Consider the following 17,448-nt stretch of genomic DNA (forward strand, 5'->3'; position numbering starts at 1 on the left):
GCTGACGGAGGTCTCGGGCCTCGCCGGTGCCGCGCGCGGGCTGATCGACACCGACGACGCGCGCGCTCTGCCGGGGCGGGTCAACGCGCTTCTGGCCGAGCTCGAGGGCGGCACGGCCGAGGCGCGCAGCCTCATCGCCAGCCTCAACGAGGAAGAGGGCGTGACCCGGCTGCTCAATACCATCGACGCGGCGGGGGCGGCGGCAAGCCGTCTCGATGCCTCGCTCGAGGGCGTGCCGCAGCTGGTGGAGCGGATCGACGCTCTGGCCGCGATGGCGCAGGAGCTGCCCGTCGAGGCGCTGCTCGACCGCGTCTCGGGGCTGGCGCAGGATGCGCGCGGTCTGATCGGCACCGAGGCCGCGCAAGCGCTGCCCGGCCAGATCGGCACGCTGGCGGGCGAACTGGAGCTGGGCGTCGCCGAAGCGCGCGCGCTTCTGGCCGAGGTCAACGCGGGCGGCGGCGGCGAAAGCCTCGTTGCGGCGATCGACAGCGCCGCGCGCGCCGCCGACAGCCTCGACCGCTCGCTCGCGGGCGCGCCGCAGCTGATCGACAGCCTGAACGCCGTGGCGGGCAAGGCGGCCGACCTGCCGCTCGAGGTGCTGGTGGCCGAGGCGGGCAGCCTGATCAACTCCGCCGACCGGATCCTGTCGCAGGAGACGGCGCGGGCGCTGCCAGGCGAGCTCAACGGTGCGCTCGACGAGCTGCGCCAGATCCTCGGCGCGGTGCGCGAGGGCGGGGTGGTCGAGAACGCCAACGCCACCTTCGCCTCGGCCGCCAATGCCGCCGATCGGCTGGCCGAGGCGGCGCAGACGCTGCCCTCGCTGGTGAGCCGCGCCGAGGCGCTTCTGGTGACCTCGAACGGCACCGTGGGCGTGATCGGCGACGAGACCGAGCCCGCGCTGCGCGACCTGCGCACGGCGCTGCGCGACGTCTCCAAGGCTGCCGAGGCGGTGGGTTCGCTCGCCCGCGCCATCGAACGCCGCCCCAATTCGCTTCTGACAGGACGCTAGGCCATGATGACCCGTATCCTCCCCGCCATGGCGCTGCTTTCGGCTCTCGCGGCCTGCGGCGGCCCCGAACTGCGCTACGCGGTGCCGCAGGTGGCGCCGACCGAAAAAATCTCCATCGCTTTCGAGACGGTGGAGCTGCGAGAGATCACCCTGCCGACCTATGCGGCGCTCGAGACCATCTATGTCGAGACGCCCGAGGGCGTGATCACCCCGGCCGAGGATCTGCTCTGGGCCGACGATCCGGTGCGCGCCGCGACGTTGGAGCTGGCCCGCGCGCTCAGGCTTTCGACCGGCGCGCGCGTGGCCTCCGAGCCCTGGCCCTTCGACGATTTCGCCGAAGCCCGGGTCGAGGTGCGCGTCGAGGAGTTCCTCGCCGATGCGCAGGGCCGCTTCCGCGTGGCGGGGCAGTACTTCGTGGCCACCCGCGACGCCGAGGGACGCGACAGGGCCGAGACCTTCGAAATCGTCGTGCCGATCCCACCCGCCACGGGCGCCAGCGGGCTCGCCGCGGCGCGGGCGGCGGCGATGACGCAGCTTGCGCAGACCATCGCCAAGACCGCGATGCGCTGAGGAAATTCGAGCCGGCGGAACGAAACCGGCCGGATCGTTCGGCCCGCCGCAGCAGGAGGTGATGCGATGAAGAGACTGTTCGAGGTGCGTAGTCCGTTTTTCGTTCCGGTCTGGCGCCGGGTGGTCGTGGTGGTTCTGGTCTTCGGCTGGGCGCTGATCGAGCTGTCGCAGGGCTCCCCCGGCTGGGCGCTGCTCTTTGCCGCGGCAGGCGCATGGTGCGCCTGGCAGTTCTTCTTCGTCTTCGATCAGCGGCCGGGCGGCCCGAACGATCCCGATTGAGCCGCCATGCAGCGGCTTGGAGAGGGCTGCGCGCGGGCTAGCTTGTTGGGACGATTGACCAAACGAGGAGACCGCCGATGCTCGCAGCCTATCAGCACGAGGGATCGGGCCTTGCCCCGCTGGGGCCCGGCCGCGACCTGACCAAGGCGCATTGGATCGACCTTTTCGCACCTGACGCCGAAGAGACGGCGCGGGTCGAGGCGTTTGGGATCGGCGTGCCCTCGCTGGAGGACATGGAAGAGATCGAGATCTCCAACCGGCTGCACCGCGAGGGCGATTGCCAGGTGATGACGGTGATGCTGCCCGGCCGCGACGAGAAGGGCCAACAGTTCTCGGCCCCCGTGACCTTCCTGCTGACGCCCGAGCGGCTGGTGACCGTGCGCCACCACGCGCCGCGCCCCTTCGATACCTTTCCCACCCGCGCCGAAAGATCGAGCGCGGGCACCCAGACGCCGGTGCGGATCTTTCTGGGGCTGGTCGAGGAGATCATCGCGCGGCAGGCCGACCTTCTGGAGGCCACGGGGCGGGTGCTCGACCGGGTCGCGGGCGAGGTCTACGGCGAGGAGGCCAACGACGTCGAAGGGCTGCGGCTGGCGCTGCGCGACGTGGGCCAGCAGGGGGAGCTGACCGCCAAGGTGCGGCTGGCGCTGTTCACCATGGAGCGGATGCTGTCGACCTTCATCACCTGGAACGCGACGATGAAGGCGCGTGATCCGCAGATCGGCACGCTGGCCAAGGCGCAGATGCGCGACATCAACGCGCTCGAGGTGCACCTCGATTTCCTCAACAGCCGCGTGGCGCTGGCCACGGACGCGACGCTGGGCATGATCAATCTCGACGAGAACGCGGTGGTGCGCACGCTCTCGGTCGTCGCGGCGCTGTTCCTGCCGCCGACGCTGATCGCCTCGATCTACGGGATGAACTTTGCCCACATGCCCGAGCTGGACAATCAAAACGCCTATTTCGTCGCGCTCGGTGCGATGGTGGCCTCGGCGGCGGGCACCTGGATTTGGTTCAAGGCCAAGGGCTGGCTGTGAGGTTGCGGCCCCGCCACGCGGGCGGCGGGGCCGGGTGGGTCAGGTGATGACGTTGGGCGCGTCGCGGCCCGTATGTGAGGTGATGCCCGCGATCTCGTCGGCCGCGGCAATGACCGGTGCCAGCGCTTCCTGCGGATCGCGGTCGCATTGCGCCGGGTCGGTTTCCAGCCTCTCGAGATAGACGCGCAGCGTCGCGCCGACCGTGCCGGTGCCCGACAGGCGGTAGACAACGCGGCTGCCATCCTCGAAGCCCACCCGCAGGCCCTGCGCCGTCGCGCGCGAGCCATCGACCGGATCGTCATAGGAGAACTCGTCGGCGGTCTTCACCGTCAGCCCCGAAAAGCTCTGGCCCGGCAGGCTGCCGAGCTTGCCGCGCAGCTCGTCCATCAGCGCGTTGGCCTTACCGGCCTCCACGTCTTCGTAATCATGCCGCGAATAGTAGTTGCGCCCATATTCGGCATAGTGCTCGGACAAGAGCTCCTTCACCGACTTCTTGGTCTCGGCGAGGATGTTGAGCCACAGCAGAACCGCCCAGAGCCCGTCCTTCTCGCGCACGTGGTCCGATCCGGTCCCGGCGCTCTCCTCGCCGCAGAGCGTGGCGCGGCCCGCGTCGAGCAGGTTGCCGAAGAACTTCCAGCCCGTCGGCGTCTCGTAGCAGGCGATGCCCTTCTTCTCGGCCACGCGGTCGACGGCGGCCGAGGTCGGCATGGAGCGCGCAACCCCTTTGAGCCCCCCCTTGTAGGCCGGGGCAAGATGGGCATGGGCCGCGAGCAGCGCGAGGCTGTCGGAGGGGGTGACGTAGACGCCGCGCCCCATAATCATGTTGCGATCGCCGTCGCCATCCGAGGCCGCGCCGAAATCGGGGGCATCGTCGGACATCATCGCATCGACCAGATCCTTGGCCCAGATCGGGTTCGGATCGGGGTGACCGCCGCCGAAATCGGGCGAGGGGGTCGCGTTGACGACCGAGCCCGAAGCCGCGCCAAGCCGGTTTTCGAGGATTTCGACCGCATAGGGGCCGGTTACCGCGTGCATCGCGTCAAAGCGCAGCCGGAAGCCGCCCGCGAGCAAAGCGCGGATCGCGTCGAAATCGAAGATCTCCTCCATCAGCGTCGCATAATCGGCCACCGGGTCGACCACCTCGACCTGCATCTGGCCCAGCGTCGAGGTGCCGGGGGCGGAGAGATCGATGTCCTGCGCCTCCATGATGCGGTAGCGGGTCAGCCCCTGCGTCGCGGCATAGATCCTGTCGGTGATGTTTTCGGGTGCGGGGCCGCCGTTCGCGGCGTTGTATTTCAGGCCGAAATCCTCGTCCGGGCCGCCGGGATTATGGCTGGCCGATAGGATCAACCCGCCATCGGTGCCGCGCTTGCGGATAAGATGCGAAGCGGCGGGGGTCGACAGGATCGCATCCTGCCCGACGATCACCTTGGCCGCGCCATTGGCGGCGGCCATGCGCAGGATCACCTGGCTGGCGCGGTCGTTGAAATAGCGCCCGTCGCCGCCCAAGACGAGCGTCTTGCCCTCGATCCCGCCGATGCCGTCGAAGATCGACTGCACGTAGTTCTCGAGGAAATGCGGCTCCTGAAAGACCTTGGTCTTCTTTCGCAGCCCGCTGGTGCCGGGCTTCTGGCCCTGGATGGGCTTGGTGTTCACCGTCATCTGTTCCACTGGTTCAATCTCCTCGGCTTGCGGGGTCGGTCCGGGCGGTCTCGTCGGGTTCGAGCACCATGACCACAACGGAGCGGCCCCTGATGCGGGTCCGGCCGCCATGCGGCCGGGGCGGGGCGTCGGGGCGGGCGCTGTCGATATGACGCACCCAGACGTATCCTTCGGGCGGGGCGGGCAGGGTGACGAGGCAGGGCCCGCCATTGTTGATCACCGCGAAGAGCGCGTATTCGAGTGCGGCGTAATCGGGCGTGCCCGAGGCGGTGCGCATCTCGAAGGCAACGAGGCGACGCTCGGGGTCCTGCCAGTCGGTCTCGGTCATCATGCGCCCGTCGGCGCGGCGCCAGAACAGGTCGGTGCGGTTGTCGATCTTGCGGCTGCGCGCGTGCAGGAAGCGCTTTTGCCGCAGGATCGGATGGGCCCGGCGAAAGGCCACGAGCTTGCGCACGAAGGCCAGAAAGCCCGGATCGGTCCCGTCCCAATTGACCCAGCCGATCTCGTTGTTCTGGCAATAGGCGTTGTTGTTGCCCTGCTGGCTGTTGCCCAGCTCGTCGCCGGCGAGCAGCATCGGCGTGCCTTGGCTGAGCATCAGGGTCGCCAGCATGTTGCGCCGCCTGCGCGCGCGCGCCGCGTTGATCGAGCTGTCCTCTGTCGGGCCCTCGACCCCCATGTTGTCGCTATGGTTGGCGGAATGGCCGTCGCGGTTGTCCTCGCCATTGGCCTGGTTGTGCTTCTCGTTGTAGGAGACGACGTCCATCAGCGTGAAGCCGTCATGCGCGGTCAGGAAATTGACCGAGGCCGTGGCGGGGCGATTGTCATGGTCGAACTGCCGCGCCGAGCCGGAGATCCGCGCCGCGAGCTTGCCGATCATCGCCGGGCTGCCGCGCCAGAAATCGCGCACCTGGTCGCGGAACTTGTCGTTCCATTCGGCAAAGGGCGGAGGGTAGGCGCCAAGCTGGTAGCCGCCCGGCCCGATGTCCCAAGGCTCGGCGATGAGCTTCACCCGCCCCAGCACCGGGTCCTGCCGGATTGCCTGGAAGAAGGGGGCGTCGCGGTCGAAGCCTTCGGCCCGGCGGCCCAGCGCGGTGCACAGATCGAAGCGGAAGCCGTCGACCCCCATCACCTCGACCCAGTAGCGCAAGCTGTCCATCACCATGCGCAGCACCATCGGATGCTCGATGTTGAGCGTGTTGCCGGTGCCGGTGTCGTCGATGTAATGGCGGCGGTTCTCGGCCAGCCGGTAGTAGCTCGCATTGTCGAGGCCGCGGAACGACAGGGTGGGCCCCATCTGGTTGCCTTCGCCGGTGTGGTTGTAGACCACGTCGAGCAGCACCTCGATGCCCGCCGCGTGGAAGCGGTCGACCATGGCGCGGAACTCGGCGATGTCGTGCCCGGCGAGGTAGCGCGGCTCGGGCGCGAAGAAGCCGAGCGACTGGTAGCCCCAGTAGTTCGACAGGCCCTTCTCGACGAGAAACCGGTCGTTGACGAAGGCATGCACCGGCAGAAGTTCGATCGCGGTGACGCCGAGCCGGCCGAGGTGATCGAGGATCCTGTCTGAGGCCAGCCCCTGGAACCGACCCCGGTTGGCGATGTCGGGCCGGTCGGCGGTGAGCCCTGCGACATGCGCCTCGTAGATCACCGTGTCGGCCATGGGGCGGTCGGGATGTTTCGCGGGCAGGAGCTTCGAGGTGTCGCAGACCACGGCACGCGGCATGTAGGGCGCGCTGTCGCGGGTGTCGTAGCTCAGATCCTGCAGCTTCGAGCGGGTGTCGTAGCCCTGCAGCGCGTCGTGCCAGATCGGATGGCCGCTGAGCTGGCGCGCATAGGGGTCGAGCAGCAGCTTGTTGGGGTTGAAGCGGTGGCCCTCGTCGGGGCGGTAGGGGCCATGGGCGCGAAAGCCGTAATGCTGGCCGGGCCTGAGCCCATGGACATAGCAGTGCCAGACGTGGCCCTCGCGCTCGGGCATGTCGATGCGCGCGCTCTCGCGGCCATAGCGCTCGAACAGGCACAGCTGCATGCGCGTGGCGTTCTGGCTGAAGACGGCGAAATTGACGCCGCCGGCGTCGGGCGTGGCCCCAAGGGGATGGGGCCGGCCGGCGCTGATCCGGTTCTTCTTGTTCATGCCGCGGCAGTAGCATCCCGGTAGAGCGCCGCATAGGCCCTTGCCGAGCTGGCCCAGCCCACGGGCTGGCTCATCGCGTTGGCCTGCATCTGCGCCCAGACATCCGCTTCGGCGTAAAGGTCGCACAAACGACCCAGCGCCACGGCCAGCGGATCGGCCGAGACGGGGTGGAACTGCAGCCCCGTGGCTACGCCGCGATCGAGCGCGGCGGGCGAGGCATTGATCACCGTGTCGGCCAGCCCGCCCGTCAGTGCCACGAGCGGGATGGTGCCGTAGCGCAGCCCGTAGAGCTGGGTCAGGCCGCAGGGCTCGAAGCGTGAAGGCACGAGGATCGCGTCGGCGCCCGCGATGAGCCGGTGCGATAGCGCCTCGTCATAGCCGATGCGCACCGCGACGCCGTCCTCGCGCGCCGCCTCGCGGAACGCATCCTCCAGGCCCCGGTCGCCCGAGCCCAGAAGCGCCAGCTGGCCGCCGCGCTCCAAAAGCGCCGGCAGGGCATCGAGCAGCAGGTCGAGGCCCTTCTGCTCGGTCAGCCGCGACACCACGCAGCACAAAGGCCCCGAGGCCCGCGGCAGGCCCAGCTCGGCACGCAGCGCGTCGCGGTTGGCGGTCTTGCCCGAGGGGTGGCGGTAGGTCTCGGCGATGTGCGGATCGCTCGCCGGGTTCCAGGCGCTCTCGTCGATGCCGTTGAGAATGCCCGACAGGTCGCGGCGGCGCGCGCGCATCACCCCGTCGAGCCCCATGCCGAATTCGGGTCGCATCAGCTCGGCGGCATAGGTGGGCGAGACGGTGGTGAGCCGGTCGGCGCGCATCAGCCCGGCCTTGAGCGCCGATAACTGGCCGTAATACTCGAAGCCCTCGGCATGAAAACGCGAGCGGGGCAGGCCGAGCTGCTCGATCATGTGGTGACCGGTCAGCCCCTGGAAGGCGATGTTGTGGATGGTCAGCACGGTGGCGCAGCGCCCGCCCATCTGCGCGAGGTAGTCGGGCACGAAACCCGCCTGCCAGTCATGGCAATGCAGCAGATCGGGCTGCCAGCCATGGCCGTCGAGGGTCACGCCCTCCGCGCCGATCCGCGCGGCCAGGAGGCTCAGCGCGGCGAAGCGCTGCGGGTTGTCGGACCAGTCGTTGCCGTCCGCCCCGAGATAGATCGAGCCCTCGCGCATGTAGAGATGCGGCGCGTCGATCACGAAGAGATCGAGGCCGCCCGCGCGACCCGCGAGCACGCGGGCCGCGCCACCGAACAGCGTGTCCTCCGCCATCACCTGCACCGCCCCCGGCTCCAGCGCGGCCATCACCGCCGGGTAGCCCGGCAGGAGGGTCCGCATCTCGATCCCTTCGGCGCGCAGCGCGGCGGGCAGGGCACCCGCCACGTCAGCGAGGCCGCCGGTCTTGACCAGCGGCGCGCATTCGGAGGCGATGGAGAGGACCCGCATCAGAGCGACGCTGCCCGCTTGTCGAGCATGGCCTGCGTGATCAGCGTCACGCCGCCCTCGGAGACGCGGAAATGCTTGGCGTCCTCTTCGGGGTCCTCGCCCACGACGAGCCCCTCGGGGATCATCACGCCCGCGTCGATCACCGCATTCTTGAGACGCGCGTGACGCGCCACGTTGACGTAAGGCAGCACCACGGTGTGATCGAGCACCGAGTAGGAATTGGTGTGCACCTGCGTGAAGAGCAGCGAATTGCGCACCTCCGTGCCCGAGATGATGCAGCCGCCAGACACCATGGAGGAGACGGCTGAGCCGCGCCGGTCCTTCTCGTCATGGATGAACTTGGCCGGCGGCACGCTTTCCGAATAGGTCCAAATCGGCCAGTCGCGGTCCCACAGGTTCAGTTCGGGGTCGAAGTTGGTCATGTCGATATTGGCCTGCCAGAAGGCATCGACCGTGCCGACGTCGCGCCAATAGGCCTCGCGCCCCTCGGCGCGCACGCAGGAGTCGTCGAAGCGATGCGCGATGGCCTTGCCGTTCTTGACGATGTCGGGGATCAGGTCGGTGCCGAAATCATGGCTCGAAGTCTCATCCTCGGAGTCGCGGGTCAGCAGCTCGCGCAGATATTTCCACGAGAAGACGTAGATGCCCATCGAGGCGAGCGCCTTGTCGGGCTGTCCGGGGATCGAGGGCGGGTCCTTGGGCTTTTCGAGAAACGAGGTGATGCGGCTGTTCTCGTCGACATGCATCACGCCGAAGGCCACCGCCTCCATGCGCGGCACGGTGAGGCAGCCGATGGTCACATCCGCGCCCGAATCCACATGCTGTTGCAGCATGAGCTCGTAATCCATCTTGTAGATGTGGTCGCCCGCGAGGATCACGACGTAATCGACGTCGTAGCCGTCGACGATGTCGATGTTCTGGGTCACCGCGTCGGCGGTGCCGCGGTACCACATGCTCTCGGACACCCGCTGCGAGGCGGGGAGGATGTCGAGGAACTCGTTGCGCTCGGCACGAAAGAAGCTCCAGCCGCGCTGGCAGTGGCGGATCAGGCTGTGCGCCTTGTATTGCGTGGCCACAGCGATCTTGCGAATGCCGGAATTCATGGCGTTCGACAGGGCGAAGTCGATGATCCGCGCCTTGCCGCCGAAATAGACGGCCGGTTTCACGCGTCGGTCGGTCAGCTCGCGCAGGCGCGAGCCGCGCCCGCCCGCGAGAACGAAGGCCATGGATCGTTGCGAAAGTCTGCGGTGGATCTGTGGCATGGCTGTGGGCCTCCCTGTCCCGGATCGACGAATCTGGAAGATCGCCATGACGCAACGCTCTCCCTTTCGTGAGCATAGACCGGAAATGGCCCCGAGCAACGTTCAATGTGATTTGGAAGGCCCGGTTTTTCAAAGACTTTTGAGCCGGGGTCAGCCTCGATTGCGGGCCTGGCCCGCCACCTCGCCGGTGTTCGTGTAGGCCGGGCGCAGCACGAGGTCGGCCGGTTGGCTTCGCTCGATCACGCGCTGGGCATTGGGCACGTCGTTGTGCATCGCCCTCTGCGTCGCCGCCGCCCGGCTCAGCCCATGGCCGAGCCAGCGCGCGATCAGCCGCGCGCGCAACTCGGGCAAAGGCACGTCGAGAAAGGCCGAGATATCCCAGATCCGCGCCAGCTCGGACCAGGGCGCCTCGTCGAGCAACAGGTAGTTGCCCTCGACGATCACAACCTGCGCGTCGGCCTCGATAAGCTGCGCCCCGGCAATGGCGATGTCGCGGGCGCGGTCGAAGACCGGCGCGATCACCTCCTCGCCCCGTGCGAGGCGCTTGGCCAGAAGCACGAAGCCGCGCGCGTCGAAGGTCTCGGGTGCGCCCTTGCGCGTGCGCAGTCCCCAAAGGTCGAGCACCGTGTTGTCGAGGTGGAACCCGTCCATCGGCACGGTGCGCGACACCAGCTTCTGGCGCTCCAGCCGCCGTGCAAGCTCCTCCGCCAGCGTCGACTTGCCGCTGCCGGGCGCGCCGGCGATCCCGACGATCACCCTCGGTTTGCGGCTGGCCAGATCGTGGACACGCTCGGCCAGCGCGTTGATATGCGATGTCAGGTCGAGCACATGCGCCTCTTTCGCCTCGGGGCCGCTGCTTGCGGCCCGGATCCCGTCTTGCCGTCATACAGGCAAGAGGCTCCGACAGCGACTGATTCCTGAGGCTCCCGCGCCAGGACGACGGATGCGGCAGGGCGGTTCTCGCGTTCGCCGCTTCCGAGGATGGCCCGGCTTCGAGTGGTTTTATCGCCCTGCGGATGCAGCCCGCCGATTTATCATTCTTGTTTACGAAAGAAAGTGGATAGGCTGCGGGGCAGGGGGACGACGATGGAGCATTCCGAGCGGCAGGGCCTTGCGGGCGGCGCGAACCAGCGCGGGCTGCGCGATCACAACGAGCGGTTGCTGTTGACGCTGATGCAGCGCAACGGCCCGCTGCCGGGCAGCGATCTGGCGCGAATCTCGGGGCTCTCGCCGCAGACGGTATCGGTGATCCTGCGGCAGCTCGAAGAGGATGGCATGATCCTGCGCGGTGCGCCGCAAAGGGGCCGGGTCGGCAAGCCGCGGGTGCCGGTCGGCCTCGATCCCGACGGGGCCTATGCGTTCGGTCTCAAGATCGGGCGGCGCAGTGTCGAGCTGTTGCTCATGGATTTTCACGGCAAACCGCGCGGCCAGCTGCACCACGCCCATGACCACCCCGATCCCGAGGCGGTGATGCACTTCCTCGAAGGCGGCATCGCGGCGCTGACCGCCCTCCTTCCGGCCCGGCGGCGCGACCGCATCGCGGGCATCGGCGTGGCGCGGCCGCACGACCTCTGGGCCTGGCCCGAGGCCACCGGCACCTCCACCGCCGCGCTCGAAGGCTGGGCCGATTTCGATTTTGCCGCGCGGATCGCGCGATTCTCGCCCCTTCCGGTCTTCGTCGAGAACGACGCCACCGCCGCCTGCCGGGCTGAGCAGGTCCACGGCCGCGGGCGGGAGTTCCGCGACTATGCCTATTTCTTCGTCGGCACCTTCATCGGTGGCGGGGTGGTGCTCAACCACTGCGTGTTCGAGGGCGCGCATGGCAATGCCGGTGCCATGGGGTCATTGCCGACGCGTGACGCCTCTGGCCGCCCCGCCCAGCTCATCGACACCGCCTCGCTGCACCTGCTCGAAGCCCGGCTGCAGGAGGCCGGGCTCGATCCGGCGCGGCTCTGGCGCCGGCCGTGGGACTGGAGCGGCTTGGAGGATCTGATCGAGCCATGGCTCGATGCGGTGGGCGGCGAACTGGCGCGCGCCGCGGCCACGGCCTGCGCCGTGATCGATTTCGAGGCCGTGCTGGTCGATGGCGCCTTTCCGGCCGGGATCCGCGAGGCGCTGGTGGCGCGCATCCGCGCGCGGCTCGGTGAGGTCGACATGCGCGGCCTCGTCGTCCCGCGGATCGAGGCGGGCAGCATCGGCGACGATGCGCGCGCGCTGGGCGCGGCCTGCAACCCGATCCTCGCGCTGTTCCTGATCAACACCCACGCGCGGCTGACGCCGGCCTGAACGGCTTGTCATCGCCTACGCCTTCGCGGACAACTGCAGGGGCAGTCTGACGCCGGGGCAGGCGTCGGAGCCCGGGCGCCACGGGAACCCCGACCCTGACCCGCGGGTTGCATAAGGTAGCCCTCGGGCCTGCGTGGCCTTCGGAGCCGGCGCCGGTCGTTTGGGCACGGGAATTGGAGATAGGGAATGTACTACGAGATGATCGGATTTCACGGAGAGCATCAGAGCGAGCACACGGTCGACGGGGTGCCCGAGCCGAAGCTCGATCGCTCGACGCTCTTTCTCGACTTCGATGGAACATTGGTCGAACTGGCCGATCGCCCCGATGCGATCAAGGTCGATCCCGGCCTCGACGCGCTGCTGCGTGGCCTGTCGGAGAAGACCAAGGGCCGGGTGGTGATCATCACCGGACGGGCGATCGAGGACATCATCCAGTATCTGGGGGATTTCGACGGTCCCATCATCGGCGGACACGGCGCGCAGGAGCGGCTGTCGGGCGAGATCCGCAACCACGAACTGGCCGATCCGGACACCGTGAAGCGCTTGGGTGAGATGACCCATGCCTTCGCCGCAACCCATCCGGGGCTGATCTGCGAAGAGAAACCTACCGGCGTGGTGCTGCATTTCCGCCAGAACGAGGATCTCGCCGCGCAGGCCTATGCCTTCCTGCGGGCCTTGTCGGAGACGCATGAGGGCTTCGATCTGCACCACTCCAAGATGGCCTACGAGCTGCGCCCCGCCGGGATCGGCAAGGATGTCTCGATGCGCCGCCTGATGGAGAACGAGCATTTCGCCGGGACTATGCCGATCTTCTTCGGCGACGACGTGACCGACGAGCCGGCGCTGCACTGGGTGGTCGAGCAGGGCGGCCTCGCGGTGAAGGTGGGCGAAGGCGAGACCGCCGCGGGATGCCGTCTGGGCGAGCCGGAGGCCGCGCGAAGAACGCTGCGCCGCTGGCTCGAGGCGTGAAAATGGATCAGGGTCGTCTCATCGTCGTCTCCAACCGCATCCCGACCGAGGCCGCCCCGTCGGGCGGTCTGGTCGTGGCGCTGCACGATGCGCTCAAGGAGCGCGGCGGCGTCTGGATCGGCAACTCGGGCAAGCGCGTTGCCACCCAGGAGGAGGCGCAGGGGCTCACCCGGATCGCACAGGAGCCCTATGAGCGCTATTGCTTCGATCTGAGCGAGGAGGAGCATCAGGGCTTCTACCTGGGCTATGCCAATGCCACGCTCTGGCCGCTGTTTCACCACCGCACAGACCTTCTGGCCGTAGACCCCGACGAGGCCCGGATCTACCGCGAGGTGAACGACCGGGTCGCCGGGCTCATCGCCGAGGTGGTGCGCCCGGGCGACGTGCTGTGGGTGCATGATTATCACTTCCTGCCCTTGGCCGAGGCGCTGCGCCGGCGCGGTGTGACCAACCGGATCGGCTTTTTCCTGCACATCCCCTTCCCGAACCCGTCCGACATGCCCGCCCTGTCCGAGCGCAAGCTGATGCCCGGCTGGCTCTCCTCCTTCGATCTGATCGGGTTGCAGACGCGGCGCGACGTGTCGAACGCGCTCGATTTTTTGCGCGACAACGGCGCGGAGCTGCTGCTGCGCGGCAAGATGAAGTTCGACTCGCGCACCTTCGAGATCGCAAGCTTCCCGATCGGCATCGACGTCGATGCCTTCGTCGAAGCGGCCGAGACCCATGCGGATTCGGGCGAGCACTTGCGCCTGTCGCCCGGCGAACGGCTCGTGCTCGGGGTCGACCGTCTCGATTACTCCAAGGGCCTGCCGCAGCGTTTCGCCGCCTTCGGAGAGTATCTCTCGCATCGCCCCGATCCGCAGATCCGGGCGACCCTGCTGCAGATCGCGCCGCCCTCGCGCGAGGATGTGGAGGCCTACAGGGACATCCGGCAGGAGCTGGAGACCATCACCGGCCGGGTCAACGGCGAGATGGCCGAGCTCGACTGGACGCCGATCCGCTACATCCGCCGCAACATCGAGCGCGAGATCCTCGCCGGGCTCTATCGCCGCGCCGATGCCTGCCTCGTGACGCCGCTGGCCGATGGCATGAACCTCGTGGCCAAGGAATTCGTGGCGGCACAGGACGGTGCCGACCCCGGTGTGCTGATCCTGTCGCATTTCGCCGGTGCGGCCGAGCAGCTCGACGCGGCATTGATGGTCAATCCCTACGATCCCGGCGAGACGGCGCGCGCCATCGACCAGGCGCTCTCCATGCCGCTGCACGAACGCCAATCGCGGCACCTGAGCCTGATGCAGGCGATCCGCGAGACCGACATCGCCTGGTGGACACGGACCTATCTTGCTGCTTTGCAAGCAAAAACAGAGCCTTCGAATGATTAGCGACAAAGGGGCGTAATTCTTCGGAACCCTTCGCCCCGTTGACAGTTGGATGGATGAAGAGGCGCCGTTCCCTCGTCTCTCGCATTCCCCAAAGGCCGGTGGCGGCTCTTCCTGATCATTCCCTCGGGGAGGATCCAGCCGCCGGCCACCCCTCCCCATCGCCCTTCACAACCCGCAGCCGCCATGCCAGTTTGCGCATGAGCGGCCCATCGCTCATCCGGGGCGTCTCCGGGCGATCACGAGCGGAGTGTGCATGACCGAAAAACCCGGCAGAATCCTGAGTCCGCGCGGTCTCTGGCGCTTTCTCGTGGGGCTCTGGACGCTCTCGGGCGAGGTGCAGCTCGGTCTCATCGCGGCGGGCGTGGCCTTCTATTCGATCTTCGCGATCTTTCCCGCCGTGGCGGCGCTGATCGCGATCTTCGGATTGCTCTCCGATCCGGCGGTGATCGAAACCCAGCTCGTGCTGATGGAGGAAATCATTCCGGTCGAGGCCTACGGCCTCTTGCAGGAGCAGTTGAACGTCATGCTGGCGACCCGGCCTGAAACGCTGGGCTTCGCGACGCTGCTCTCGACCTTCGTGGCGCTGTTTTCGGCCCGCAACGGCGTGGCTTCCCTGATCATCGGACTCAACCAGATCTACGGACGGCCGAACCGCAATGGCGTGCGGCAGATCGCGGTGGCGATCCTGCTCACGCTGTCGCTGATCGTCATTGCCGTCCTGGCGCTTCTGGTGGTGGTGATCGCGCCGATCCTGCTGTCGGTGCTGCCCTTGGGGTCGGGCACGGGCTGGTTGCTGGAGGCGGTGCGCTGGATCGCGGCCTTCGGTATCGTACTGGCCGGACTCGGCGTGGTCTACCGCTTCGGGCCCAACACGCGCGGCGCGCGCGGACGCTGGCTCACCCCGGGCGCCTTCCTCGTCATCCTGTTCTGGCTCGTGGCCTCGGCGGGCTTCTCGTTCTACCTAGCCAATTTCGGCAATTACAACGAGGTCTACGGCTCGATCGGCGCGGTGATCGCCCTGCTGATGTGGCTCTACATCTCTGCCTGGCTCGTGCTCTTGGGGGCTGCGGTCAACGTGGTCTGGCAGCGCAGCCTGCGTTCACAGAAGCGGCCGGACGACCTCGGCCTCGAGGTCCGTCCCCGCCAGATCGGCTAGGGCGGTCAGATCGTGGATCTGCATCCGCCCCTCCTGCCATGAGACGAGCTGACGCTCGCGCAGCTTGGCGAGCGTCTTGTTGGTGTGCACGAGGCTGAGACCCAGCGCATCCGCGAGGTCCTGTTGGCGGTAGGGCAGGGGAAAGCCGCCGCGCGCATCGACCTGTCCCAGCGTGTGCAAGCGCAGATAGATCCGGGTGATCGCCCAGGCGAGGCGCGACAGGCCGCTGCGCTGGCCGAGGCTGGCCAGCGCCTCTCCAAGAAAATGCTCCTCGACCGCCGCGAGCCAGGTGATGTCGAAGGCACGCGAGGGGTTGGTGCTGAAGAAGCGGAAGAATTCGCTGCGGTTGAAGACGCACAGGGTCATGTCGGTCGTGGCTTCGACCGAATGCTGCATCTCGTTCATCATGCCCGCCTGGAGCCCGAGAAAATCGCCCGGAAAGACGAAGTTGACGACCTGCCGCTTGCCATCCTCCAATGTCTTGTAACGCAGGCCGAGACCCGAAAGCGCGGTGTAGAGCTGCGGGCTGTTGGAGCCTTCGAGCAGCAGGGGCGTGCCCGGCCCGATCCTCAGCTCCCCGGACTTGAAGCGCTGGATGGCACGGATTTCCGACTGGTCAAGGTCCATGAAGACGCGCCGTGCGCGCAGGGGACAAGCCAGGCAGGGTGTGGGCATCGGAACTCGCGATCGGAATGTCGTAGTTTAATGCAAGGCCATGCCGAATGTTCCATTTGCGGCCCGACAGAAACCGGAATGCGGAGCGGCGAAATGGTGAGGGTGTTGATCGTGGAGCGGGTGCCGCTCATTGCGCTCGACCTGAGGGAGATCGTCGGCGAATGCCGACCCGGCGCGGCGGTCCATGTGCTGCACGACCTGCGTCAGATGGAAGAGCTTCTGCAGGCGATCGGCCGGGCGGACCTAGGCTTCATCGGCGTGGCGGCCGAAGCGCGCGAGGGGCTGTTCGCGCATCCCATGCTGCAAGAAAGGCTGGGCCGGGTGGTGATCACCGATCGCGTCGCGATTCCGGCCGAACCGCCTGCGCACTGGTTCGTGGAGCCGCGGCCGGTGGTTCCGGCCGCGGTCCGTCGTCATGTGCTCTCGATCGAGGCACCCGTCTCATGAGCGATCAGCCGTGGAGCGGGCCGGTCGAGGAGAAGAACATCGCCTGGCTGACCGCCGAGCGGACCTGCTCCTCGCCATAGGGCTTGGAGATCAGGAAGGCCGGCTCCGGGCGCTCGCCCGTGAGCAGGCGTTCGGGGAAGGCGGTGATGAAGATCACCGGCAGGTTGCCATGCGCTTCGAGGATGTCGCGCACCGCGTCGATGCCCGAGGAATTGTCAGCAAGCTGGATGTCGGCGAGCACGAGGTCGGGCTTTTCCTGCTGGGCGAGGCGCACCGCGTCGTCGCGGGTCCGCGCGACGCCGGTGATGGCATGGCCCATGTCCGACACGATAGACTGCAGGTCCATGGCGATGATCGCCTCGTCCTCGATCACGAGAATCCGGCCCGAGATGCTGTCTTCCATCTCCTGGCGGGCGATCTTCACCAGATGCTCGACCTCGTCGATGTCGGTCTGCATGATCTCGGCGATCTCAGCGGTGGAGAAATCCTCGATGGTGTTGAGAAGCAGCGCCTCGCGGGTGTTCGGGGTCAGCTTTGACAGATGAGCTTGCGCCGCGGCGGCAAGGCCGCTTTCCTCGCCCGAGACGGGCGCCCCGGAGCTGACCCAGATCATGTGGAAGACCCGGAACAGCGCGGTGCGGGGCGAAGAATCCGTATCAAAGACCGAGCGATCCTCGAGGATCGCCTCGAGGGTGGCCGCGGCGTAGGTGTCACCGCTGTCCTGGCTTCCTGTCAGCGCCCGCGCATAGCGGCGCAGATAGGGCAGCTCGTGCCCGATCACCGTGGCGAGGTCGGGTGCGGTGGTGGTTGTCGTCATCGGCTGAGAGTCCCCAATTTCATTTTTTCTGGAACCGAACGTGCCGCGCGGCATTGTGGTTCCATGGTGCAGCCATGCTATGCGAGGCTGTCGAAAATGACGAGGGTATAAGCGGGAATGACACAGCGGGACCAAGGGGACGCGCGCGGCGACATCGACGCCCACCTCAAACGTGCGTTTCAACAGCTCACCGAAGAGGCCCTGCCAGACAGGTTCACCGACCTTCTGGCAAAGCTGAAGGCCGGTGAGGGTGCGGAAAGCGCATCGTCCGGGGCCGGCGACGAGGTGCCGGACAGGGAAGCGGCCCATGCAGGCAAGGTGGGCAGGGGCTAG

Annotated in this window: 16 protein-coding genes and 1 pseudogene; 10 read left to right on the forward strand and 7 right to left on the reverse strand. The window is 67.5% G+C overall.

What is annotated here, in order from left to right:
- The 4 genes and pseudogenes from NHG85_RS05380 to NHG85_RS05395 form a co-directional block, all read left to right on the forward strand.
- Positions 1-1,009: pseudogene (locus tag NHG85_RS05380) on the forward strand (MlaD family protein); the annotation flags it as partial.
- A gap of 6 nt (positions 1,010-1,015) precedes the next feature.
- Positions 1,016-1,579, forward strand: coding sequence for a PqiC family protein (locus NHG85_RS05385; RefSeq protein WP_253330522.1), 564 nt, complete (start codon positions 1,016-1,018; stop codon positions 1,577-1,579).
- Between the two features lie 66 nt (positions 1,580-1,645).
- A complete protein-coding gene (locus tag NHG85_RS05390; protein WP_253330524.1) occupies positions 1,646-1,858 on the forward strand; it encodes a hypothetical protein in 213 nt (70 codons plus the stop codon).
- A gap of 77 nt (positions 1,859-1,935) precedes the next feature.
- Entirely contained in the window at positions 1,936-2,895 is a 960-nt protein-coding gene (locus tag NHG85_RS05395) for a magnesium transporter CorA family protein (protein ID WP_253330526.1), read from the forward strand.
- Between the two features lie 39 nt (positions 2,896-2,934).
- Here the strand turns inward: NHG85_RS05395 and NHG85_RS05400 are convergent, their stop codons facing one another.
- From NHG85_RS05400 to NHG85_RS05420, 5 genes are all read right to left on the reverse strand, one after another.
- Complete coding sequence (locus tag NHG85_RS05400) at positions 2,935-4,566, reverse strand: alpha-D-glucose phosphate-specific phosphoglucomutase (RefSeq protein ID WP_253330528.1); 1,632 nt, start codon at positions 4,564-4,566, stop codon at positions 2,935-2,937.
- 4 nt (positions 4,567-4,570) lie between these two features.
- Positions 4,571-6,685 (reverse strand): glycogen debranching protein GlgX, encoded by a 2,115-nt coding sequence (glgX, locus tag NHG85_RS05405; protein ID WP_253330530.1) that lies wholly within the window; start codon positions 6,683-6,685, stop codon positions 4,571-4,573.
- The gene (gene glgA, locus NHG85_RS05410) at positions 6,682-8,121 is read right to left on the reverse strand and encodes a glycogen synthase GlgA (protein WP_253330532.1); all 1,440 of its coding nucleotides are present in this window, start codon (positions 8,119-8,121) and stop codon (positions 6,682-6,684) included. Before glgA ends, glgX begins: the two co-directional genes overlap by 4 nt.
- Positions 8,121-9,383, reverse strand: a complete 1,263-nt coding sequence (gene glgC, locus NHG85_RS05415) for a glucose-1-phosphate adenylyltransferase (RefSeq protein ID WP_370362974.1) — start codon at positions 9,381-9,383, stop codon at positions 8,121-8,123. The genes glgA and glgC overlap by 1 nt, the downstream gene beginning before the upstream one ends.
- Positions 9,384-9,533: 150 nt before the next feature.
- On the reverse strand, positions 9,534-10,211 hold the full coding sequence (locus tag NHG85_RS05420; RefSeq protein WP_253330535.1) for a nucleoside/nucleotide kinase family protein: 678 nt from the start codon (positions 10,209-10,211) through the stop codon (positions 9,534-9,536).
- 258 nt (positions 10,212-10,469) lie between these two features.
- Between NHG85_RS05420 and NHG85_RS05425 the strand changes: the two genes are divergently transcribed.
- The 4 genes from NHG85_RS05425 to NHG85_RS05440 all read left to right on the forward strand — a co-directional run bounded on the left by NHG85_RS05425 (position 10,470) and on the right by NHG85_RS05440 (position 15,176).
- Complete coding sequence (locus NHG85_RS05425) at positions 10,470-11,669, forward strand: ROK family transcriptional regulator (RefSeq protein ID WP_253330536.1); 1,200 nt, start codon at positions 10,470-10,472, stop codon at positions 11,667-11,669.
- A gap of 186 nt (positions 11,670-11,855) precedes the next feature.
- Positions 11,856-12,638, forward strand: coding sequence for a trehalose-phosphatase (gene otsB / locus NHG85_RS05430; RefSeq protein ID WP_253330537.1), 783 nt, complete (start codon positions 11,856-11,858; stop codon positions 12,636-12,638).
- A gap of 2 nt (positions 12,639-12,640) precedes the next feature.
- Positions 12,641-14,020 carry an alpha,alpha-trehalose-phosphate synthase (UDP-forming) gene (locus NHG85_RS05435; RefSeq protein ID WP_253330539.1) on the forward strand — a complete coding sequence of 460 codons (1,380 nt, stop codon included), beginning with the start codon at positions 12,641-12,643 and terminating at the stop codon, positions 14,018-14,020.
- A 253-nt stretch (positions 14,021-14,273) separates the two neighbouring features.
- The gene (locus tag NHG85_RS05440; protein ID WP_253330540.1) at positions 14,274-15,176 is read left to right on the forward strand and encodes a YihY/virulence factor BrkB family protein; all 903 of its coding nucleotides are present in this window, start codon (positions 14,274-14,276) and stop codon (positions 15,174-15,176) included.
- Here NHG85_RS05440 and NHG85_RS05445 read toward each other — a convergent pair.
- Positions 15,120-15,851, reverse strand: a complete 732-nt coding sequence (locus NHG85_RS05445) for a Crp/Fnr family transcriptional regulator (protein ID WP_370362975.1) — start codon at positions 15,849-15,851, stop codon at positions 15,120-15,122. The two genes, NHG85_RS05440 and NHG85_RS05445, sit on opposite strands and share 57 nt — an antisense overlap.
- Before the next feature lie 105 nt (positions 15,852-15,956).
- On the opposite strand from NHG85_RS05445, the gene NHG85_RS05450 reads away from it, so the two are divergent.
- A complete protein-coding gene (locus NHG85_RS05450) occupies positions 15,957-16,298 on the forward strand; it encodes a hypothetical protein (RefSeq protein ID WP_253330543.1) in 342 nt (113 codons plus the stop codon).
- A gap of 4 nt (positions 16,299-16,302) precedes the next feature.
- Here NHG85_RS05450 and NHG85_RS05455 read toward each other — a convergent pair whose 3' ends face one another.
- Positions 16,303-17,115: a response regulator gene (locus NHG85_RS05455; RefSeq protein WP_253330545.1), complete on the reverse strand. Its 813-nt coding sequence runs from the start codon at positions 17,113-17,115 to the stop codon at positions 16,303-16,305.
- 117 nt (positions 17,116-17,232) lie between these two features.
- Between NHG85_RS05455 and NHG85_RS05460 the strand changes: the two genes are divergently transcribed.
- Positions 17,233-17,448, forward strand: a complete 216-nt coding sequence (locus NHG85_RS05460) for a NepR family anti-sigma factor (RefSeq protein ID WP_253330546.1) — start codon at positions 17,233-17,235, stop codon at positions 17,446-17,448.

This window comes from Limimaricola litoreus (assembly GCF_024159025.1).
GTDB lineage: Bacteria > Pseudomonadota > Alphaproteobacteria > Rhodobacterales > Rhodobacteraceae > Limimaricola > Limimaricola litoreus.